The 20,285-nt window shown below is 34.5% G+C and carries 21 protein-coding genes and 1 other annotated feature; of the genes, 7 read left to right on the forward strand and 14 right to left on the reverse strand.

Going from position 1 to position 20,285, the window contains the following annotated elements:
• Nucleotides 1–90: 90 nt before the first annotated feature.
• Together aroD and EGX96_RS01000 are read right to left on the reverse strand one after the other, a co-directional pair.
• Nucleotides 91–768, reverse strand: coding sequence for a type I 3-dehydroquinate dehydratase (gene aroD, locus EGX96_RS00995; protein ID WP_000707048.1), 678 nt, complete (start codon nucleotides 766–768; stop codon nucleotides 91–93).
• Complete coding sequence (locus tag EGX96_RS01000) at nucleotides 768–1,925, reverse strand: class I SAM-dependent rRNA methyltransferase (protein WP_001037601.1); 1,158 nt, start codon at nucleotides 1,923–1,925, stop codon at nucleotides 768–770. The genes aroD and EGX96_RS01000 overlap by 1 nt, the downstream gene beginning before the upstream one ends.
• Nucleotides 1,926–2,059: 134 nt before the next feature.
• On the opposite strand from EGX96_RS01000, the gene EGX96_RS01005 reads away from it, so the two are divergent.
• The gene (locus EGX96_RS01005) at nucleotides 2,060–4,204 is read left to right on the forward strand and encodes an LTA synthase family protein (protein ID WP_000721255.1); all 2,145 of its coding nucleotides are present in this window, start codon (nucleotides 2,060–2,062) and stop codon (nucleotides 4,202–4,204) included.
• Between the two features lie 241 nt (nucleotides 4,205–4,445).
• Here the strand turns inward: EGX96_RS01005 and rplT are convergent, their stop codons facing one another.
• The 5 genes from rplT to EGX96_RS01030 all read right to left on the reverse strand — a co-directional run bounded on the left by rplT (nucleotide 4,446) and on the right by EGX96_RS01030 (nucleotide 7,012).
• Complete coding sequence (gene rplT / locus EGX96_RS01010; RefSeq protein ID WP_000124839.1) at nucleotides 4,446–4,805, reverse strand: 50S ribosomal protein L20; 360 nt, start codon at nucleotides 4,803–4,805, stop codon at nucleotides 4,446–4,448.
• 57 nt (nucleotides 4,806–4,862) lie between these two features.
• Nucleotides 4,863–5,063, reverse strand: coding sequence for a 50S ribosomal protein L35 (rpmI, locus tag EGX96_RS01015; protein WP_001125940.1), 201 nt, complete (start codon nucleotides 5,061–5,063; stop codon nucleotides 4,863–4,865).
• 39 nt (nucleotides 5,064–5,102) lie between these two features.
• Nucleotides 5,103–5,633: a translation initiation factor IF-3 gene (gene infC / locus EGX96_RS01020; protein ID WP_000691023.1), complete on the reverse strand. Its 531-nt coding sequence runs from the start codon at nucleotides 5,631–5,633 to the stop codon at nucleotides 5,103–5,105.
• 14 nt (nucleotides 5,634–5,647) lie between these two features.
• Nucleotides 5,648–5,773, reverse strand: a sequence feature (ribosomal protein L20 leader region).
• A gap of 20 nt (nucleotides 5,774–5,793) precedes the next feature.
• The gene (gene cmk, locus EGX96_RS01025) at nucleotides 5,794–6,477 is read right to left on the reverse strand and encodes a (d)CMP kinase (protein ID WP_001084720.1); all 684 of its coding nucleotides are present in this window, start codon (nucleotides 6,475–6,477) and stop codon (nucleotides 5,794–5,796) included.
• A 10-nt stretch (nucleotides 6,478–6,487) separates the two neighbouring features.
• On the reverse strand, nucleotides 6,488–7,012 hold the full coding sequence (locus tag EGX96_RS01030) for an SAG1386/EF1546 family surface-associated protein (RefSeq protein ID WP_001085536.1): 525 nt from the start codon (nucleotides 7,010–7,012) through the stop codon (nucleotides 6,488–6,490).
• Nucleotides 7,013–7,057: 45 nt separating this feature from the next.
• Here EGX96_RS01030 and EGX96_RS01035 point away from each other — a divergent pair, with 45 nt between their 5' ends.
• Nucleotides 7,058–7,255, forward strand: coding sequence for a ferredoxin (locus EGX96_RS01035; RefSeq protein WP_000861358.1), 198 nt, complete (start codon nucleotides 7,058–7,060; stop codon nucleotides 7,253–7,255).
• Here the strand turns inward: EGX96_RS01035 and EGX96_RS01040 are convergent.
• The 3 genes from EGX96_RS01040 to EGX96_RS01050 all read right to left on the reverse strand — a co-directional run bounded on the left by EGX96_RS01040 (nucleotide 7,242) and on the right by EGX96_RS01050 (nucleotide 10,751).
• Nucleotides 7,242–7,733 carry an EbsA family protein gene (locus EGX96_RS01040; RefSeq protein WP_000593178.1) on the reverse strand — a complete coding sequence of 164 codons (492 nt, stop codon included), beginning with the start codon at nucleotides 7,731–7,733 and terminating at the stop codon, nucleotides 7,242–7,244. The two genes, EGX96_RS01035 and EGX96_RS01040, sit on opposite strands and share 14 nt — an antisense overlap.
• A 28-nt stretch (nucleotides 7,734–7,761) precedes the next feature.
• Entirely contained in the window at nucleotides 7,762–8,982 is a 1,221-nt protein-coding gene (gene pepT, locus EGX96_RS01045; RefSeq protein WP_000119586.1) for a peptidase T, read from the reverse strand.
• Nucleotides 8,983–9,116: 134 nt separating this feature from the next.
• The gene (locus EGX96_RS01050) at nucleotides 9,117–10,751 is read right to left on the reverse strand and encodes a putative polysaccharide biosynthesis protein (protein WP_000080002.1); all 1,635 of its coding nucleotides are present in this window, start codon (nucleotides 10,749–10,751) and stop codon (nucleotides 9,117–9,119) included.
• 123 nt (nucleotides 10,752–10,874) lie between these two features.
• Here EGX96_RS01050 and EGX96_RS01055 point away from each other — a divergent pair, with 123 nt between their 5' ends.
• The 5 genes from EGX96_RS01055 (at nucleotide 10,875) to EGX96_RS01075 (ending at nucleotide 16,274) form a co-directional block, all read left to right on the forward strand.
• A complete protein-coding gene (locus EGX96_RS01055; protein WP_000628269.1) occupies nucleotides 10,875–12,329 on the forward strand; it encodes a UDP-N-acetylmuramoyl-L-alanyl-D-glutamate--L-lysine ligase in 1,455 nt (484 codons plus the stop codon).
• 155 nt (nucleotides 12,330–12,484) lie between these two features.
• Nucleotides 12,485–13,279 carry an ABC transporter ATP-binding protein gene (locus EGX96_RS01060; protein ID WP_000018231.1) on the forward strand — a complete coding sequence of 265 codons (795 nt, stop codon included), beginning with the start codon at nucleotides 12,485–12,487 and terminating at the stop codon, nucleotides 13,277–13,279.
• Nucleotides 13,280–13,302: 23 nt separating this feature from the next.
• Nucleotides 13,303–14,235, forward strand: a complete 933-nt coding sequence (locus EGX96_RS01065; protein WP_000719460.1) for an ABC transporter substrate-binding protein — start codon at nucleotides 13,303–13,305, stop codon at nucleotides 14,233–14,235.
• Nucleotides 14,236–14,250: 15 nt separating this feature from the next.
• Nucleotides 14,251–15,276, forward strand: a complete 1,026-nt coding sequence (locus tag EGX96_RS01070) for a FecCD family ABC transporter permease (RefSeq protein ID WP_000471519.1) — start codon at nucleotides 14,251–14,253, stop codon at nucleotides 15,274–15,276.
• Nucleotides 15,273–16,274 carry a FecCD family ABC transporter permease gene (locus EGX96_RS01075; protein ID WP_000615138.1) on the forward strand — a complete coding sequence of 334 codons (1,002 nt, stop codon included), beginning with the start codon at nucleotides 15,273–15,275 and terminating at the stop codon, nucleotides 16,272–16,274. The genes EGX96_RS01070 and EGX96_RS01075 overlap by 4 nt, the downstream gene beginning before the upstream one ends.
• A 28-nt stretch (nucleotides 16,275–16,302) precedes the next feature.
• On the opposite strand, the gene EGX96_RS01080 is transcribed toward EGX96_RS01075, so the two are convergent.
• The 4 genes from EGX96_RS01080 to EGX96_RS01095 form a co-directional block, all read right to left on the reverse strand.
• Entirely contained in the window at nucleotides 16,303–16,956 is a 654-nt protein-coding gene (locus EGX96_RS01080) for a DUF1803 domain-containing protein (RefSeq protein ID WP_000604056.1), read from the reverse strand.
• 59 nt (nucleotides 16,957–17,015) lie between these two features.
• Nucleotides 17,016–17,951, reverse strand: coding sequence for a manganese-dependent inorganic pyrophosphatase (locus tag EGX96_RS01085; protein WP_000036019.1), 936 nt, complete (start codon nucleotides 17,949–17,951; stop codon nucleotides 17,016–17,018).
• Between the two features lie 116 nt (nucleotides 17,952–18,067).
• Nucleotides 18,068–18,856 carry a pyruvate formate-lyase-activating protein gene (gene pflA, locus EGX96_RS01090; RefSeq protein ID WP_000807697.1) on the reverse strand — a complete coding sequence of 263 codons (789 nt, stop codon included), beginning with the start codon at nucleotides 18,854–18,856 and terminating at the stop codon, nucleotides 18,068–18,070.
• A gap of 67 nt (nucleotides 18,857–18,923) precedes the next feature.
• Nucleotides 18,924–20,258 carry a hemolysin family protein gene (locus EGX96_RS01095; protein WP_001153940.1) on the reverse strand — a complete coding sequence of 445 codons (1,335 nt, stop codon included), beginning with the start codon at nucleotides 20,256–20,258 and terminating at the stop codon, nucleotides 18,924–18,926.
• Nucleotides 20,259–20,285: the final 27 nt, after the last annotated feature.

The following is a 20,285-nucleotide window of genomic DNA, read 5'->3' on the forward strand; positions in this document are numbered from 1 at the left end:
AATGTCCTCTCATGTTTGTTTTAATAAGACAAAAACCCTAAGCAATTGCTAGGGATCTCATCAGTATATTTAACATTTTGTTATCTCATATCAGTCAGCGTCAAGCAATGCTTTGACACGCTTCATCTCTGAAATAGTAATTTGTCCGGGTGCGATAGATGAATCTAAATATGCAAATGTCCAACTAGATCCAGTTACATCACCAGCAAAACGAGAAATACGTCCAATTTTACTCATAGATACCGTCGCATAAACTTGATCAGGATTAATAGTCTTGAAACCGCGAGTGTAATTCATAACGTCTAAGACATCTTGTTCATTCTTTGGCATTACTGCGATTTTCACAACTCGTGGTGCTAGGGCTGTTAATTCTGAAAATATCTCCATAATATTCTCCGGTGTCTCTTGAAAATTGTGATAAGACAGGACTAAATTTGGAAATTCTAGCATTTCTTGAAAAACTTCTTTATGTGAAAAATACTCAAAATCAATATAATCTGGATTGTAGATAGAATTAATTTTCTGGATTAACTCAACATACTCAGCATCAGATAAGACAATATTACCACCTTCACGCGTTGTACGAAGAGTAAAAATAATTTCATGACCTGCGAATTTCTCAAAAATAGCTGGAGCTACATTAATAATGTCATCCTTTGGTAAGGCATCAGCTCGCCATTCAATAATATCAACACTATCAAATTTTGATAAATCTATTTCTTGAGCCTCTTCAAGACTGCGAGGCATTACTGGTACTACTATTTTCATTATTTTACCTTTATTGTAAATACTTTTAAATAATTACTTTGTTGGTCCTTATCATTTATAGTGAAATCTTCAGGCAACTGCTGTAAGCTAATGTAATTATGTGAAGCTTTACCAAACCCCTTTTCCAATTGTTTCTTAAATTGTGATACGGTTAGATTAGCTGCGTTAGTTGATGCAATGATAGTTCCACCAGGGGTTAAAATATCTAAAGCTTGTTCAATTAATTTATAGTAATCTTTAGTAACCGAAAAAGTTTGTTTTTTATTTCGAGCAAAACTTGGTGGATCAATAACAATCACATCATATGATAGATGTTTTCTTTTGGCATACTTATAATATTCAAAAACATCCATAACGATAAATCGATGGTTATCTGTGACAATCTGATTAGCATCAAAGTGTGCTTTTGAAAGTTCACGCGAGCGTTTTGCTAAATCAACAGAAGTTGTCTCTAATGCTCCTCCAACAGCTGCAGCTACAGAAAAAGTCGCAGTGTATGAAAACATATTTAGAACTTTTTTACCTTCTGATAGATTAGTTGCTAAGGCTTTTCTGACATCATGTTGGTCAAGGAAAATACCTGTCATTAATCCATCATTCAAAAAGACACTATATTTGATATTATTTTCTAAAATCAAAAATGATTCAGGAGCCTCTTGACCGTACAAATGAGCACTTTCAAAGTCTAAACCTTTGAAACGAATTTTTTCATATGCCCCTTTAATATTAGGATAGACCTGCTTAAAGGCTGCAACAATCATTTGTCGATTAGTATAAACAAATTCATTGTACCACGAAAAAAGAGCATAGTCACTATAAAAATCTATAGTTAGGCCACCAAAGTTATCTCCATCCTGATTAAACAAGCGGTAGGCTGTTGTTTGGCTAGATTTTTCAAATTTTTGACGCTTCTCTCTAGATTTTTCGAATAGCGATACAAAGTAATCATGGTTAAAATCAAAAACTTGTCTTGATAGTAACCAACCAATACCTTTATTTTGTGGTGAAAGATAGGCCATCCCTAAGAATTGATTTGACTGTGAAAAAAGTTGAACCAACTGGTTAACTAAACTGGTATCAAAATCTTTTTTTTCCAGTAACTGAGCACCTGATTTGATTTTTCTTTCAACGACAGAATTCACTTTAAGTTTATTCATAAACAGTATTATAACAAATTTTTATCTTTTTTCATACTGAATTCGACCTTTCTTTACCGTATGTTACAAAATTTTATGTTATAATTTAATCTGAGATTTTATCTTTAGGAAAAAAATTAAAGGAAGTTCCTACTGTGAAAAAAATTAAAGATTTTGCTAGCCGTGCGATCAATACACGACTCGGCTTTATTTTATTGTTAGTAGTTATATATTGGTTAAAGACAATTTGGGCTTACCATACTGATTTTAATTTAGGTTTAGAAAATTCCTATCAGTTGTTTTTGACCATTATAAACCCCATCCCCTTAGGACTCTTAATCATAGGTTTGGCCTTATATGTTAAGCGAACCAAAGCTTTTTATATTACCGCTTTTATCACCTATGCTATCGTAAATATCCTTCTAATTGCAAACGCAATCTACTATAGAGAGTTTTCCGATTTCATTACAGTTAGCGCCGTCTTGGCTAGTAGTAAAACTTCGGCTGGCCTTGGAGACTCTGCTCTTAATCTATTGAGAATTTGGGATCTTGTCTACGTTTTCGATTTCATTATCCTTATTTTCTTATTTGCAACCAAGAAAATCCACTTAGATGATCGTCCATTTAATAAACGTGCTAGTTTTTCTATCACAGCTTTGTCTGGTTTACTCTTTTCAATTAACTTATTCTTAGCTGAAATTGATCGTCCAGAACTACTAAGTCGTGGTTTTTCAAACACCTATATTGTTAAAGCTCTTGGCTTGCCATCATTTTCGATTTATAGTGGTAATCAAACTTATCAAGCACAGAAAGAAAGAAATGGTGCCACTGCACAAGAATTAGCGACTGCCAAAAAATATGTAGCAGAGCATTATGCCAAACCCAATCCAGAATATTATGGTATCGGAAAAGGGCGAAACGTTATCATGATTCATTTGGAGAGTTTTCAACAATTCTTGATTGACTATAAATTAAATATTGATGGTAAAGAACATGTGGTTACTCCATTTATTAACAGCCTTTATCATTCGAAAGAGACTGTCTCCTTCTCTAACTTCTTCCATCAAGTCAAAGCTGGTAAGACATCCGATGCTGAGACACTCATGGAAAACTCACTTTTTGGTCTAAGTAGTGGTTCATTCATGGTTAATTATGGTGGTGAAAATACACAATTTGCTGCTCCACATATCTTAGCTCAAAATGGAGGTTACAGTAGTGCGGTCTTCCACGGAAACGTCGGAACATTTTGGAATAGAAATAATGCTTACAAACAGTGGGGTTATGACTACTTCTTTGACTCTAGCTACTTCTCAAAACAAACCAAAGATAATTCATTCCAATACGGTTTGAATGATAAATATATGTTTGCTGACTCTATCAAATATCTAGAGCACATGCAACAACCATTTTATACTAAATTTATTACAGTAAGTAACCATTACCCTTACACAAGTTTGAAGGGAGAGTCTGACGAAGAGGGATTCCCACTTGCAAAGACTAACGATGAAACGATTAACGGTTATTTTGCCACAGCAAACTACCTTGATACAGCTCTTAAATCATTTTTTGAATATCTAAAAGCTGCTGGTGTGTATGATAATTCTATTATTGTAATGTATGGGGATCACTACGGTATTTCTAATACACGCAATCCTAGCTTAGCTGAATTATTAGGTAAAGACCCTGAAACATGGTCTGAATACGACAACGCTATGTTACAACGTGTTCCATATATGATTCACATTCCTGGCTATTCAAAAGGTTTTATCAGTAATACATACGGTGGTGAGGTAGATAATTTACCAACTTTACTTCATATTCTAGGAATAGATACGTCTAAATATACTCAGTTAGGACAAGACTTATTATCTAAAGATAATAAACAAATGGTCGCTATGAGAACAACTGGTCAGTATATTACTCCTAAATACACTAACTATAGTGGACATCTCTATTACACTGATTCAGGACAAGAAATCACAAATCCTGATGAAACAACTAAAGCTGAAATAAAAGCTATTCGAGATGCTACTAATAAACAATTATCTACAAGTGATTCGATTCAAACTGGAGATTTACTACGATTTGATGAAAACAATGGTTTGAAAACTGTAGAAGTTGAAAAATTCAATTACACACATTCTCTTAAAGCACTCAAAGCTAAAGAACGTAAATTGAAAGATCGTTCAACAAGCATATACAGCAAACATAACAACAAATCAACAGTTGATCTCTTCCATGCTCCAAGTTACTTGGAATTGCAAGATCCTAATAAGACACATAAAACATCTAAAAAATAATCCTTGCCATTTAAAGTTTAATCCACACCTCAATCCAACGATTGAGGTGCTTTTTATACGGAATAATACTATAAAACAATAAAAATCAAAAAGGGAAATTATAACAATAATAAATATATCGAAATAAAACAAAAAAGTTTCATTCTACATATATAGAACGAAACTTTTCACTAAAATTATAATATAGGTACTTTCTTTCTAGTAATTAAAAAAAGTTAGGCAAACCCAACTTTTTTAATTCTTATTTACCAAGTTTAGCTTTAGCTGCATCTGCAAGAGCTGTGAAAGCTGCTGCATCGTTAACTGCTAAATCAGCAAGCATTTTACGGTTAACTTCGATTTCAGCTAATTTCAAACCGTGCATCAATTGTGAATATGATAAACCATTCATACGAGCAGCCGCATTGATACGAGTGATCCATAATTTACGGAAGTCACGTTTTTTCTGACGACGGTCACGGTATGCATAGTAGTAAGAATTCATTACTTGTTCTTTTGCAGTACGGAACAAGATATGTTTTGCACCATAGTAACCTTTAGCTAATTTAAGTACGCGTTTACGACGTTTACGTGAAACAACTCCACCTTTAACACGAGCCATTTATATTTCCTCCAAATAATCCTTTATAATATGTAGTAAATGTTTACAGAGACCTTATTATTTAAGGCGAGTAAGCATTGCTTTAATACGTTTGAAATCTCCTGATGAAACCATAGTAGCTTTACGAAGATGACGACGTTGTTTTTTAGTTTTACCGTGGAAACGGTGTGAAGTAAACGCGCGGAAGCGTTTCAATCCACCTGAACCTGTGCGTTTAAAGCGTTTAGCTGATGCGCGGTGTGTTTTTTGTTTTGGCATTTTAAATTCTCCTCTTAAATAATACTATAAAGTCGACAATTATTTCTTGTCTGGAATTGGTGCAAGCTGCATAAACATTTGGCGACCATCCATCTTAGCTCTTTGCTCAATAATAGCGATATCTTGTGTCGCTTCAGCAAATTCCGCCAATACCTTTGCTCCAATTTCTTTATGAGTAATCATACGTCCTTTGAATCGGATAGAAACTTTAACTTTGTTACCTTTTTCAAGGAACTTACGACCGTTACGAAGTTTTGTTTCAAAATCCCCTTTATCAATAACTGGGCTAAGACGAACTTCCTTAACAGTAACAACGCTTTGTTTTTTACGTTGTTCTTTTTGTTTCTTTTGATACTCAAATTTGAACTTACCATAGTCCATAATTTTCGCAACAGGTGGTGTAGCTTGTGGCTGAATTAAAACTAAATCAACATTAGCATCATCTGCAATTGCTTGAGCTTCAGACAATGGTTTAATACCTAATTGTTCACCCTCGAGACCAACCAGACGAACTTCACGAACGCGAATTTCATCGTTAATGAATAGATCTTTTTTAGCTATGATCTTCACCTCTTTATTTTTTTAGAGAAAAACGAAAGCGGACTTGATAAATCAAGCCCGCACATATAATCTTCCTAGATGGAATCTTGACATGTTGGGCCAGACAACCTAAGTCGCAAGGCGAGAAGTTCTCACTTCTGCTTTTCTCATTGCAACTAGTATATCATGACTAATTCTTCATGTCAATTATTTTTTCTGCTTTTTCTTGAATAAAAGTTACAACACCTTCAATTGATACTCCTGTAGTATCAAATTCAATAGCATCTTCTGCTGCCTTTAATGGTGAAACTTCTCGATGGCTATCTTTATAATCACGAGCAGCAATTTCTGATTTCAGTGTTTCAAAATCACTCTCAATGCCTTTTTCTTGATTTTCTTTAAAGCGACGCTCAGCTCTTTCATCAACAGAAGCCACTAAAAAAATCTTCAATTCTGCATCTGGCAAAACAACTGTTCCTATGTCACGACCATCCATTATAATAGCACCATCTTTGGCTATACGACGCTGCTGGTTTACTAACTCTTCTCGAATCTCTGGGATAGCAGAAACCCACGAGACATTGTTAGTAACATCGTTTTGACGGATAGCTAAAGTAACTTCTTCTGTGCCAAGAAAGACTGTCTGGCTGCCATCTTCTGCTTTACCAAAAGAAATTGGTCTTTCAGCTAGGAGTCCTAGAATTTTCGAAACATCTTGTGCTTCATATCCATGCTGTAAAGCCAGATAAGTAGCACAACGATACATAGCACCTGTATCAAGGTAAGTGTAATTCAAATTTTTAGCAATAATCTTAGCGACAGTACTTTTTCCACTTGATGCTGGTCCATCAATAGCAATATTAATTGAGTTCATAATCCTCCCCTTAATTTACAACCACAGGATCGCCTGGATTAGCATACCAATACCCTGAGGTCATATGACTGGGATTAAGTTCTTGTAAACGAGCAACTGAGATACCTGCACGAGCAGCTATGGAGGCTGCTCCCTCACCTGGTTGAACTACGATTGTTCCACCGTTTACTGAAGATGATGTCGATGTCTCACTCGAACTTGCTACAGTACTAGAAGATGTTGTTGATTTATCACTAGTTTTAGTTTTTGATGATGACGTTGTTTTCTTACTTGTAGATGCTTTTTTCGTTTTAGAACTATTAACTTTTTGGCTTGAAGCACCATAAAAACCAGAAGTTTCTTTTGCTCTGTCTTCTCCTCTATTTGAAGTATAAAATACTATAAATAAAATAGCAACGACAATAACAAAGAATGCACTCAAGAAAGCGGTAATCCAAGGAGTACTTGACACCACACCTCTACTCGTTCTTGTAATTTTGTCTTTTCTATGACTATTGTTTTCCACAACTTTTTTTTCCCATGGTTTTTTCGCCATGACTTCCCCCTTGTTAATCGTATCAATAAGTATTACAATAATACTATGAAAGTTGCACTAATTCCAGAAAAATGTATTGCCTGCGGGCTTTGCCAAACATATTCAAATATTTTTGATTATCAAGATGATGGTATCGTTAAATTTTCCGATACAGATAACCTAGAAAAAGAAATTCCAAGTTCTGATCAAGATACTGTTTTAGCAGTTAAATCATGTCCCACCAAAGCTCTTACGATTTTGTAAGAGCTTTTTTATCGTAGCGATAACATTCAAAATAATCCATTTTAATCAAATTATCGAGAAGCTCCACTTCTCCCTTAAATGTAGGTTCAATAGCTAGTGCATCTAAAAAATATTTTTTAGGCCATTTTCGCATGTAAAAAATACGCTCATGGTTATTATTAAATTTGATAGTAACACTTGATTTAGTGACCTCAATTTTAGCAATATCTTCAATTGGAAACTTAGTTCGTCTTAAAAAGTTAAAAGATACAATCCTAAGATATCCGTCTTCTTCAATAACAAAATAGCGATGAAATCCAATGCCCACTAAAACAATAAAGATGGCAAATAGAACAAATACCTGACTCGGAATCTCAGTTCTTTCATATAGCAGAGATAAACCAATAAAAATTGGTGCAATGGCTATTGACCAATAAATAATAGCCCAAGAAAGTTCAGGTTGCCAGTGATAACGTATCTTCCCAAATAATTTTATCATTTAACCACTCCAATCTGATATTTCTTTACTAATCCTTAGCAACGATGCCTAAAATAACATCAACTGCTTTTTCCATTGTTTGTAGACTAACGAATTCAAAGCGTCCATGCATGTTTTCACCACCTGCAAAAAGATTAGGAGTAGGGATTCCCATAAAGGAAATTTTAGAGCCATCTGTACCACCACGAATCGGTTCTATGATTGGCTTGATGTCTAACTCTTCCATTACTTCTTTAGCAATGTTGATAGGTGTCATGTCTTTTTCAATAACTTTCTTCATGTTGTAATATTGATCGTATAGTTTAACCTTTACACGTTCAGATTGTAATGCTTCATTCATATTATCAGCGATATCTTGAGCCAAGTGCTTACGCTTTAAGAAATCAACTTCCTCAAAATCTCGAATGATATATGAACTTTTAGCTTGATCAACTGTTCCACTTAAATCATATAAGTGATAAAATCCTTGATAGCCATCTGTTTGTTCAGGACGTTCATTTTCTGGTAATTGACTATGAAAATCCATAGCAAGCTGTAAAGCATTAATCATTTGATTTTTTGCAGTTCCAGGGTGAACGTTTCGTCCTTCAAATGTAAGCTCCAAACCAGCTGCACTAAAGGTTTCATACTGTAATTCTCCTAGTGGTCCACCATCCACTGTATAGGCAAAATCAACATCAAAATCTTTAACATCAAATTTATCTGCACCTATACCAATTTCTTCGTCTGGTCCAAAGCCAACTCTAATTTCACAATGCTCAATTTCTGGATGCGAAGCCAAATATTCCATAGCTGTCATGATTTCTGCTATACCAGACTTATCGTCTGCTCCCAGTAAGGTTTTACCATCTGTTGTAATCAGTGTTTGCCCATGGTAATTATTTAAATTTGGAAAATCTTTTGGACTTAAAATGTAACCTGAGTCTCCAAGTTCAATATCTCCACCTTTATAGTCAACAATTTGTGGAGTAATATTTTCAGCATTGAAATCAGCTGTATCCATATGGGATATAAAACCTATTTTATGGCGTAAGCGGTCGCTTGTAGCAGGTAAGGTTCCAACCAAATACCCATTAGAAGGTAAATAATGAACATCTTTTAAACCAATTGCTTCCATTTCTGGTTTTAAAACTGTTAAAGCAAAGTCAACTTGACTTTGAGTTGTTGGCGTTTGTGTACTATTAGGATTACTTCTTGTATTTATTTTGACGTATGTTAAAAATCGTTCTAAAAGCTTTTCGTAAGACATCTTTCACCTCATATTTCTCCATTTAATTATAACATAAAAATAAGCTCACTATATTGTGACTACCTTAAAATTTCACAAATAATTTTGGTCGTCAAAAAACTAGGTTAAACAATTCTGTCTAACCTAGTTTTTCATTAGTTAAGGTGCAACTTTCGGCGTAAGTCTTGAGCACGACTACCAATCATTTTATCAAGTAGATGGGTGGCCAGTGCCATAAAGCCATATACCCCTAAACCTATTGCACCGATAACGATAATGTAAACTAGACTTACCAGTCTACTATCGGGTACAATAACCAGATTCATTAACCATATTATCATAGAAATAATAAAGCTCATCAATAGCGTTAGAATAAGGACTAAAGCACTTGTACGACGAATAGCTTGGCGTTTAAATCCTGTAATTTCATGTATTTTCAAATACATAAGAATTACTGGGATACAAAGAGCTACTGTCGTTGAGAAAAGTGGTCCATAGGCATGGAAAAGGAAAATGGAGGGAAGTTGTAAAATAACTTTTGCCACCAGACCATATAGGAAGTAAATAATAGCTTTACGATTTTCAAACAATGCTTGTAGCATTGGTGCTAAAACAGTATAAATAGATAAAATAATTGTTTGAATAAGAGATATGACAAAAAGTCCTAAAGCTTGTCCCTGCGGTAACCCATAAAAGACTGTATACAAAGGTTTTGCTAAAATAACGGATCCTGCAACAGCTGGCAGTAAAAACATTAGTAACATTTGTAGATTATTAACAACCAAACGAGCGGCGGCTTTTTTATCATTCTTAACAAAATTCTCTGTTAACAATGGAATACCAACTCCAGCAATTGCGGTAGCAACAGCAATTAGAATCATCGTAACTTTACCAGGGTTGCTTGAAAAGTAAGCAAACATAACCCGTAATTCTTCACTTGAATAATTCGTAAAGAGCGCCATCGTATTCCCAAATGAAAACTGATCAATCAGTTTGAAAATTTGAATTGCTGCACCAGTAATAATAAAAGGGATTGCTTCCTTAATAGTCTCAATTAGGATTTCTTTAGTATCTAATTTAATGTGCTTTGGAGTTTTACCAATCAAGGCAGATAGCATATTATAACGCCATAAGAAATAAAGCAGCACAGCTATACTAGCAAACATACCGACAAAGGCGGCGAATGTTGACTGTGTCACAGCGGCAATATAATCTCCTGATCCTAGACGCATAATATAGAAAGCAGTTAATAACATCCATATGACACGTATAATCTGCTCAGCGACTTGACTAATGGCATACGGTTTTAAATTATTAAAACCTTGAAAAAAACCACGTAAAACACTCATTGAAGGAAAAACTAAAACAGCTAGAGTTAGACTACGCAATATTGGAACGAGTTCTTGCCCTCCTTTACTAAGTGAAGCAAATAGAGGTGAACCAATATACATAATTAATGCAAAAATTCCACCTAAAATCAGCATAAACTGCAAGATTTTCCGAACCAGATAAATGCTCATCTCTTCTTTACCTAAAGTGTTATACTTAGATACCTGTTTTGCAACTGCTACTGGAATTCCAACAGTTGATATCAAAAGAAATAAAGCATAGATTTCATATCCCATCCCAAATAAAGCATTTGCTTCGGCAGCATGCTTTCCCATCCAAGCATACCAAGGGATAATATAGATGGCTCCCAGCAAGCGACTAATGAAATTCCCTGCTGTTAACCAAGCCGTCCCTTTGACCATTTGTTCTTGCTGACTAACTTTTGTTGTTTTTTGTGACATGGTAAACTTTCTATTTTCAATATTATTTAGCATTTAAAAGACAAAAATCTCAGAAATATCACTTTATTATAAACTTTTACCTTAGACTTGTAAAACGAGAACATAAAGTCTAAAATAAGGAGTATGATTACAATAGATAAAATTTTAGAAATTTTAAAAAATGACCATAATTTCAGAGAGATTTTGTTTCATGAGCATTATTATTATAACTGGACACAAAATGTAACTTTTAATGCCTTATCATATGATAGTCGTCAAATTTCATCTGATACTTTATTTTTCGCTAAGGGTGCTACTTTTAAAAAAGAATATCTAGATTCTGCAATCACAGCAGGCCTTTCTTTTTACGTTTCTGAGATAGATTACGGCGCCGATATTCCAGTGATATTAGTCAATGATATCAAAAAAGCCATGAGTTTGATATCTATGTCTTTCTATAATAACCCACAAAACAAACTTAAACTTCTAGCTTTTACTGGAACAAAAGGAAAAACAACTGCGGCTTACTTTGCTTATCATATGTTAAAAGTAAACCATCGTCCTGCTATGCTCTCAACTATGAACACAACATTAGATGGTAAATCTTTCTTTAAATCACATCTCACAACCCCCGAGAGTCTTGATTTATTTCGGATGATGGCTACAGCCGTTGAGAATCAAATGACACACTTAATTATGGAAGTATCAAGCCAAGCATACCTAACCAAACGTGTTTATGGTTTAACCTTTGACGTTGGCGTTTTCTTAAATATTAGTCCCGATCATATTGGTCCTATCGAGCACCCTACATTCGAAGATTATTTTTTCCACAAACGGCTCTTGATGGAGAATAGCAATGCTGTTGTTGTAAATAGTCAGATGGATCATTTTAATATTGTCAAAGAACAGGTCGAATATATTCCTCATGATTTCTATGGAGATTATTCTGAAAATGTTATCACAGAATCAAAGGCCTTTTCTTTCCATGTCAAAGGAAAGTTGGAGAACACCTACGATATCAAGCTGATTGGAAAATTCAATCAAGAAAATGCTATCGCAGCTGGACTTGCTTGTCTCCGACTTGGTGTTTCAATTGAAGATATAAAAAACGGAATTGCACAAACTACCGTCCCTGGCCGCATGGAAGTCCTAACACAAACCAACGGCGCAAAGATTTTCGTTGACTATGCCCACAACGGAGACAGTTTGAAGAAATTATTAGCTGTTGTTGAGGAACACCAAAAAGGGGATATTATATTAGTACTCGGAGCTCCTGGTAATAAAGGTCAAAGCCGTCGTAAAGACTTTGGAGATGTCATTAATCAACATCCTAATCTACAAGTGATACTCACTGCAGATGATCCTAATTTTGAAGATCCCTTAGTTATCTCACAAGAAATAGCAAGCCATATTAATCGTCCGGTTACTATCATCATTGATCGAGAAGAAGCAATTGCTAATGCCAGTACTCTTACTAATTGCAAACTAGATGCAATTATTATCGCTGGTAAAGGAGCAGATGCTTATCAAATTATCAAAGGAAATCGTGACAATTACTCTGGAGATTTAGAAGTTGCGAAAAAATACCTTAAACGATAAAAAAAGCTAAACAATAATGATTATTGATACTATTTTGAATCATTCCAAATAATTATCATTTTGTTCACATTTTTCTTAATTAATGCTAAAAAAGGCTTTTGTAAGTCTTTTTTCTATGTTATAATGAACTTAATTTTTTGCTAGAAAGGTTCTCTATGTCTCACATAAAAGCAGAAAACATTATCGTATCTTACGATCAGAAAGAAATCATCAATAATCTTTCCCTCAGTATACTTAACCAAAAAATAACAACGATTATTGGTGCCAATGGATGTGGAAAGTCTACTCTTTTGAAGGCTCTCACACGCATCCATAAAATAAAAGATGGTACTATCACTATTGATGGTCATGATATTGCACATTTACCCACAAAGGAAATTGCTAAGAAGATTGCACTTCTCCCACAGGTGTTAGAAGCAACTGAAGGGATAACAGTTTATGAACTAATATCTTATGGACGGTTCCCACACCAAAAATACCTTGGCAATTTGACAAATGACGATCGCAGTAAAATCCATTGGGCGATGGAAATGACTAACGTAGCGCAATTTGCTAATAGAGATGTTGATGACCTTTCAGGAGGTCAGAGGCAAAAAGTATGGATTGCTATGGCTTTAGCACAAGATACAGATACTATCTTTTTAGACGAACCTACAACTTATCTTGACATGAATCATCAATTAGAAGTCTTAGAATTGCTCAAAAAACTTAATGACGAAACGCAAAAAACAATTATTATGGTCCTACACGACCTAAACCTGTCTGCGCGCTATTCTGATTATCTAGTTGCAATGAAAACCGGTAAAATTATCTATGAAGGTAGTCCTAGTCAGATCATGACTAAAGATATTATCAAAGATATTTTTAAGATTGATGCTCATATCATTCAGGACCCTATTAGTAAACAACCTGTTTTGTTATCTTATCAATTATCAACTGATCAAAATTAATATTATTTAGGAGATGTTATCTTATGAAAAAAATTGGAATTATTGTCCTCACACTACTGACCTTCTTTTTGGTATCTTGCGGACAACAAACTAAACAAGAAAGCACTAAAACAACTATTTCTAAAATGCCTAAAATTGAAGGCTTCACCTATTATGGAAAAATTCCTGAAAATCCGAAAAAAGTAATTAATTTTACATATTCTTACACTGGGTATTTATTAAAACTAGGTGTTAATGTTTCAAGTTACAGTTTAGACTTAGAAAAAGATAGCCCCGTTTTTGGTAAACAACTGAAAGAAGCTAAAAAATTAACTGCTGATGATACAGAAGCTATTGCCGCACAAAAACCTGATTTAATCATGGTTTTCGATCAAGATCCAAACATCAATACTCTGAAAAAAATTGCACCAACTTTAGTTATTAAATATGGTGCACAAAATTATTTAGATATGATGCCAGCCTTGGGGAAAGTATTCGGTAAAGAAAAAGAAGCTAATCAGTGGGTTAGCCAATGGAAAACTAAAACTCTCGCTGTCAAAAAAGATTTACACCATATCTTAAAGCCTAACACTACTTTTACTATTATGGATTTTTATGATAAAAATATCTATTTATATGGTAATAATTTTGGACGCGGTGGAGAACTAATCTATGATTCACTAGGTTATGCTGCCCCAGAAAAAGTCAAAAAAGATGTCTTTAAAAAAGGGTGGTTTACCGTTTCGCAAGAAGCAATCGGTGATTACGTTGGAGATTATGCCCTTGTTAATATAAACAAAACGACTAAAAAAGCAGCTTCATCACTTAAAGAAAGTGATGTCTGGAAGAATTTACCAGCTGTCAAAAAAGGGCACATCATAGAAAGTAACTACGACGTGTTTTATTTCTCTGACCCTCTATCTTTAGAAGCTCAATTAAAATCATTTACAAAGGCTATCAAAGAAAATACAAATTAAAAGAAAGCTCCTCTTATGTTTAAAGCTTCAAAAAAACTCGTTCAAAAAAATAAGTCAAATCATTTTTGGCTTGTTTTTTTCATAACACTTATACTATTTCTTATTGGTTGTTACGCCAGCTTACGATTTGGTGCTATCAATTTCAAGACTAGTGATTTAATAACTGTTTTAAAAAATCCCTTAAAAAACTCTAATGCTCAGGATGTTATTTTTGACATTAGACTACCACGCATAATTGCAGCTATCTTAGTAGGTGCAGCTATGTCACAAGCAGGTGCTATTATGCAGGGAGTCACTCGAAACGCCATTGCTGATCCTGGACTACTAGGTATTAACGCCGGAGCTGGGTTAGCCCTTGTTGTAGCATATGCTTTTTTAGGGAGCATGCACTATAGTACGATTCTCATAGTCTGCTTACTAGGGTCTGTCATTTCTTGTCTTTTAGTCTTCACACTCTCTTATACAAAGCAAAAGGGTTACCACCAACTACGACTCATTTTAGCCGGAGCGATGATCTCCACACTTTTTACGTCTGTTGGACAAGTGGTTACATTATACTTTAAACTCAATCGAACTGTTATCGGTTGGCAAGCAGGTGGTTTATCCCAAATTAACTGGAAAATGCTAATCATAATAGCACCTATCATTATTTTAGGTTTACTTATTTCACAACTCCTAGCACATCAATTAACTATCTTGAGCCTTAATGAATCTGTGGCCAAAGCATTGGGACAAAAAACTCAATTAATGACTGCGTTTCTATTACTTATTGTTTTGTTTTTATCAGCTTCATCAGTCGCTTTGATAGGAACCGTTTCTTTCATTGGATTGATTATTCCACATTTTATTAAGCTTTTTATTCCCAAAGATTATCGTCTGTTATTACCTTTAATAGGATTTTCAGGGGCTACTTTCATGATCTGGGTAGACTTATCATCTCGTATTATAAATCCCCCTTCAGAGACATCAATTAGTTCTATAATCAGTATCGTAGGGCTTCCATGTTTCCTATGGTTAATTAGAAAAGGGAAAAATCTATGATTCAAAAAAATAAAGCTCCTTTTGTTTTAATATCATCTGTCATTATCCTACTATTATTAATACTAGTATCAATTTCACTTGGCTATGCTAATACTTCCGTTATTGACGTTTTAAAACTAATAAGTGGAAAATCTGATGATGCCTTCCTTTTTATCATTACTAACATTCGTTTACCTCGTATTATTGTCTGTATCTTTGGGGGAGCTTCTTTAGGAATTGCTGGGTTGCTATTACAGACGTTAACCAAAAATCCACTAGCTGATTCCGGTATTCTTGGTATCAATGCTGGAGCTGGATTAGTAATCGCTCTAACCATAGGAACATTTAATGTTAGCAATCCAACTATATTATACTTTTTACCCCTATTTGCTATGTTTGGAGGGTTGGTAACTATTTTTCTTATCTATCTTATGTCATACAGAAGAAATCACAATATTAGCCCTACACGATTAATCGTCACTGGTATCGGAATATCTACAATTATTTCAGGCGTTATGATTTTGATTATTAGTCAGTCTAATAATCAAAAAATGGATATGATCGTTGAATGGCTTAGTGGAAAAATTACAATTAGTTCCTGGACTACCATTATCACTTTTATCCCGATTCTCATTTTGTTATGGGGATTAGCATATAGTCGCAGTCGCCACCTTAATATTATGAACCTAAACGAGCAGACTGCTCTCGCTCTAGGACTTCATTTAAAAAAGGAAAGAATATATACTTTGATGCTGACAAGTAGCCTCGCTGCTATTAGCGTCGTCTTAATTGGTAATATTACTTTTATAGGCTTACTCGCTGGGCACTTAAGTAGACGACTATTAGGAAATAACCATAAAATTATACTACCTAGCTGTCTTCTTATTGGTGCTATTATCCTATTGGTATCAGATACTATAGGTCGTCTCCTCTTAGTTGGTACGGGTATTCCCACTGGATTGGTTGTATCAATAATTGGTGCCCCCTATTTTCTCTGGTTGATGACAAAAGTTGACTAAAAAAGACTGGACAAACTTCCAGTCTTTTTTATGTTAAGTAAATCTTTAAAGCTTCAACATCAAGTTTAGCATTTAAACGATAGGTAGTATCTTGGTTTAAGCTAATATATCCAAGTAATTCTAAAGCTTGGATAAAAATAACTGTACGTTTTTGCTTAACACTATCCTTGCGAAGAAATTTCAATATAAAGCTTGACATATATTTTAAAGCATATTCCGAATTAACATCTCCTAAAAGTTGATAAAGCTTTTTTTGTTCTCTTGAAAGTGGATAACCGTTAGTTAGTTTATAGAAATAATTAGAAAGAGTCAAAGTGTTTCTTTCAAAATCTGTCTCTTCTACAAATACCAAGTGATTGGTTGGGTTATCTAAATTTGTCACAAATTTTCGCTTCTGTAATAACTGATAGATTTGACTATCAGAATCTATGAAAACCAAATCATCTAATACTAATCCATCTAGCGAACTCAGAAAAGGAAGATTAAGGCTGTAGCGTTTATTTTGGCGAAGGATATATCCATGATTAATATATTCTTCTAACAAACGGTCAATTTTAGAATAGTCTGTAAAGTGGGACTTTATTTTTCTTAGTGTTACATCATCATGTATCCAAAGATAGTTAATAAGCTCCTTAAAAAACTCTTGTCTTTCTAACTTTCCTGGATTAAACGTTAATATCATAAAAGCGCTCCTAAATGTATGACTAAAAAAACGGGACGCAGCCCGTTTTACATGATTAATTAAGCATTGTAGCTTTCTGTCAATTGAGGAACAACTTGTTTTTTGCGTGATACTGCCCCAGCAAGAAAAGCGTGGTTATTTTCAAGTGTAAATTCAAAAGCTGCTTCAACTTTAGCCATATTTGAACCGAGAGCTAAAATCTCTGAATTTGAATTAACAATGTCAGTAATCATCAATACAAAATCAGAATAACCTTCTGTGACAATTGCTTCTTGAATAGCAACTTCAATCTCTTCTTGACGTGCTAAAATATCGTTAATGTCCACAGTATTAACTTGTGCAACACGAACAGCTTCTCCATTTAATTCAAATGTTTTAGCATCAATATCAATCAACTCCGCTGCAGTCTTACTTGAGAGGTTAGTACCTGCTTTAAGCATTTCTAAACCATATTCTTCTAAGTTTACACCTGCAAGCTCTGCTAGTTCTTTTGCAACTGGAATATCTGAAGCATGAGTTGTTGGTGATTTCAAAAGAAGAGTATCTGAAATCAAACCTGATAATAATAAACCAGCCAACTCTTTGGGTACTGATACTCCATTTTCCTTAAACATACGGTAAACAATCGATGATGCTGAGCCAACTGGTTCCAAACGCATATATAACGGATTGGCAGTCTCAAAGTTAGCAACACGATGATGATCAACAACACCATAAACTGTCACATCTTTAATATCAGAAATAGATTGTTGGAATTCGTTATGGTCAGTTAAAATGACTGTCTCTACACCCTCTGCTTTTGCAGATTCTACTACTCGAGGTGCTTGAACACCAAAATAATCTAAAACATATGCTGTTTCTTCATTTGGAGTTCCTAAAGCAACGGCCTCTGTGTCAAGCCCCCAAGCTTCTTTAGCTAGATATGCAAAAGCAACTGATGATCCAATAGCATCTGAATCTGGATTTTGGTGACCAAAGACTAAAATTTTAGACATGTTTTTACCTCTTCTTTTATATTCACCTTATTGTAGCAAAAATTGAATAACTTAGCAAAAAATCTTACTAGGAAGCCCTTTGCAACTAAAAAAGTTGAATAAAATTCAACTTAAAACTAATTTTGAATCCTTTTTAGATATTCTGTATAGGATTCTGTTTTCATGATATCTTTAGCGTTTTTAACACGTTCTGGAGTTGGTGGTTTCACACCAGCTAATGGATACGGAATTCCTAATTCACGCCATTTGAACTCTCCCATAGTATGATAAGGCAATACTTCAAATTTATCGACATTATCAAGTGTTTGGACAAATTCACCCAAACGTTTTAAATGGTCATCAATATCAGTCAATCCAGGAACTAAAACATGACGAATCCATACCGGAGTACCTCTATCAGATAAATATCTAGCAAACTGTAAAATATTTTTGTTAGACTGACGAGTTACAATTTTATGTTGTTCTGGATCAATTTCTTTTAAGTCAAGGAGTACCAAATCAGTAACATCTAACAATTTTTCAAGGATAGCATGGTATTCTGGTGTTGCTCGATAAGCAAAACCACAAGTATCTAGCGTCGTATGAATACCTAGTTTCTTAGCCTCAATAAAGAGGGCTGTAATAAAGTCAATTTGCAGCATTGCTTCACCACCTGAAACTGTGATACCTCCATCTTTTCCCCAAAAATGTTTATAACGGAGAGCTTCCTTTAGAACATCCTCAACGGTACGTTCCTTTGAATTGTTAGTTTCCATTTCCCAAGTATCAGGATTATGACAGTATTGACAACGCATTTTACATCCTTGCATAAAAATGATAAAACGAATACCTGGCCCATCCACAGAGCCGAAACTTTCTGTAGAATGGATCATTCCTGTTACTTTTTTATAGTCTATTTCTGCCATTTCATCACCTTGTAACCGTTTTTATGACTTTATTATATCATTTTCATGAAAAAAAGACTAAGTAATCTTAGTCTTTTTCAATATTCTGTTCTATATCAGACAATAGCACCTTCAATTTTGTTATACGACCATCTTTAACTTTATCATTAATCAAAGTGATGTGTTTATCTTTGCTGTCTACTTCGTAAGCTACTTTTTCCTCTTGGTTTGGAATACTACCCACACCAGTTAAATAATAACCCGCAATTGTATCAACATCATCACTTTCTAACTCTGTCTCAAAATAATCATTAAATTCATTAAGCGTCATAGTTCCTAGAACAATATAGATATTCTCATCGATTTCCCTGACAAATTGTTCAGCTGTATCTGTTTCATCATCAATTTCGCCGACAATTTCTTCCAATAAATCCTCTAGAGTTACTAAACCAGCAACGCCACCATATTCATCTAGTAAAATGGCCATTTGATTTTGAGTGTTGCGTAATGCTTTTAAAAGGTCATCTACAAAAATCGTTTCTGGAACAAAAAGAGGTTCCTGAAGTATTTTTCGCAAGTCGATAGTATCAAAACCAGTTTTAAAGCCCGCTTCCAATAAGCGCTTGGTATGTAAAACACCAACAACTCTATCTTTATCGTCATCAAAAACAGGGACACGAGAAAAGTTTTGTGATAAAATTCCTTCAATATTTGATTGTGCATCATTGTTGATGTCAATCATGAAAGCATCAGTGCGCGGAACCATAACTTCACGCGCCATCATTTCATCTAGCGAGAAAATCCCTTGCAGCATCTCAATTTCTTCAGCTTCCAAAGTTTCTTCACTATTCGTCAACATATATTCAATTTCATCACGTGTCATCTTCTCGTCAGCATCATCAAAAGTCATCGGAGTGATTCTACTCAATAAGTTAGTTGAAGCTGAGAGCAACCATACAAAGGGGCTTACGATTTTCCCTAGAAAGATAATAATGGGAGCTGAAACAATTGCTAGACGATCTTTCAAATTCATAGCAATACGCTTAGGATATAATTCTCCTAGAACAATAGAGACATATGTTAAAAAGATTAGCGCAATAATACTCCCTGCTGTACGGGCTGTTGCTGAATTTCCTAGCCACCCTGAAATCACATGTCCTAGTGAGGCAGATAAACTAGCCCCTTGCAAAAGGCTAATAAAAGTAATACCAACTTGAATTGTTGATAAAAAATTATTGGGATTTTCAAGAACGTCCAAAAGACGTCGATACCTTTTGTCCCCTTCTTCAGCTTTCTGTTCTACTTTAGAGCGGTTTAGCGATACTAAAGCCATTTCAGATGCTGAAAAGAAGGCGTTAAATAGGGTTAATATTAATAAAATAACAAATTGTAGTAACAAACTCTGACTGCCAGGGTCTTGCATGGAAAATTACTCCTAAATAAAAATTAT

The organism is Streptococcus sp. FDAARGOS_520 (assembly GCF_003812685.1).
GTDB lineage: Bacteria > Bacillota > Bacilli > Lactobacillales > Streptococcaceae > Streptococcus > Streptococcus agalactiae.

Bases quoted from the DNA above. Each gene is read 5' to 3' on its own strand.
- pepT (WP_000119586.1), bottom strand. From the start codon at position 8,982: ATGTCTTACGAAAAGCTTTTAGAACGATTTTTAACATACGTCAAAATA.
- EGX96_RS01000 (WP_001037601.1), bottom strand. From the start codon at position 1,925: ATGAATAAACTTAAAGTGAATTCTGTCGTTGAAAGAAAAATCAAATCA.
- cmk (WP_001084720.1), bottom strand. From the start codon at position 6,477: ATGAACTCAATTAATATTGCTATTGATGGACCAGCATCAAGTGGAAAA.
- EGX96_RS01050 (WP_000080002.1), bottom strand. From the start codon at position 10,751: ATGTCACAAAAAACAACAAAAGTTAGTCAGCAAGAACAAATGGTCAAA.
- EGX96_RS01085 (WP_000036019.1), bottom strand. From the start codon at position 17,951: ATGTCTAAAATTTTAGTCTTTGGTCACCAAAATCCAGATTCAGATGCT.
- EGX96_RS01040 (WP_000593178.1), bottom strand. From the start codon at position 7,733: ATGATAAAATTATTTGGGAAGATACGTTATCACTGGCAACCTGAACTT.
- EGX96_RS01055 (WP_000628269.1), top strand. From the start codon at position 10,875: ATGATTACAATAGATAAAATTTTAGAAATTTTAAAAAATGACCATAAT.
- rpmI (WP_001125940.1), bottom strand. From the start codon at position 5,063: ATGCCAAAACAAAAAACACACCGCGCATCAGCTAAACGCTTTAAACGC.
- EGX96_RS01095 (WP_001153940.1), bottom strand. From the start codon at position 20,258: ATGCAAGACCCTGGCAGTCAGAGTTTGTTACTACAATTTGTTATTTTA.
- aroD (WP_000707048.1), bottom strand. From the start codon at position 768: ATGAAAATAGTAGTACCAGTAATGCCTCGCAGTCTTGAAGAGGCTCAA.
- EGX96_RS01075 (WP_000615138.1), top strand. From the start codon at position 15,273: ATGATTCAAAAAAATAAAGCTCCTTTTGTTTTAATATCATCTGTCATT.
- EGX96_RS01060 (WP_000018231.1), top strand. From the start codon at position 12,485: ATGTCTCACATAAAAGCAGAAAACATTATCGTATCTTACGATCAGAAA.
- EGX96_RS01035 (WP_000861358.1), top strand. From the start codon at position 7,058: ATGAAAGTTGCACTAATTCCAGAAAAATGTATTGCCTGCGGGCTTTGC.
- pflA (WP_000807697.1), bottom strand. From the start codon at position 18,856: ATGGCAGAAATAGACTATAAAAAAGTAACAGGAATGATCCATTCTACA.
- EGX96_RS01065 (WP_000719460.1), top strand. From the start codon at position 13,303: ATGAAAAAAATTGGAATTATTGTCCTCACACTACTGACCTTCTTTTTG.
- EGX96_RS01080 (WP_000604056.1), bottom strand. From the start codon at position 16,956: ATGATATTAACGTTTAATCCAGGAAAGTTAGAAAGACAAGAGTTTTTT.
- EGX96_RS01030 (WP_001085536.1), bottom strand. From the start codon at position 7,012: ATGGCGAAAAAACCATGGGAAAAAAAAGTTGTGGAAAACAATAGTCAT.
- EGX96_RS01070 (WP_000471519.1), top strand. From the start codon at position 14,251: ATGTTTAAAGCTTCAAAAAAACTCGTTCAAAAAAATAAGTCAAATCAT.
- rplT (WP_000124839.1), bottom strand. From the start codon at position 4,805: ATGGCTCGTGTTAAAGGTGGAGTTGTTTCACGTAAACGTCGTAAACGC.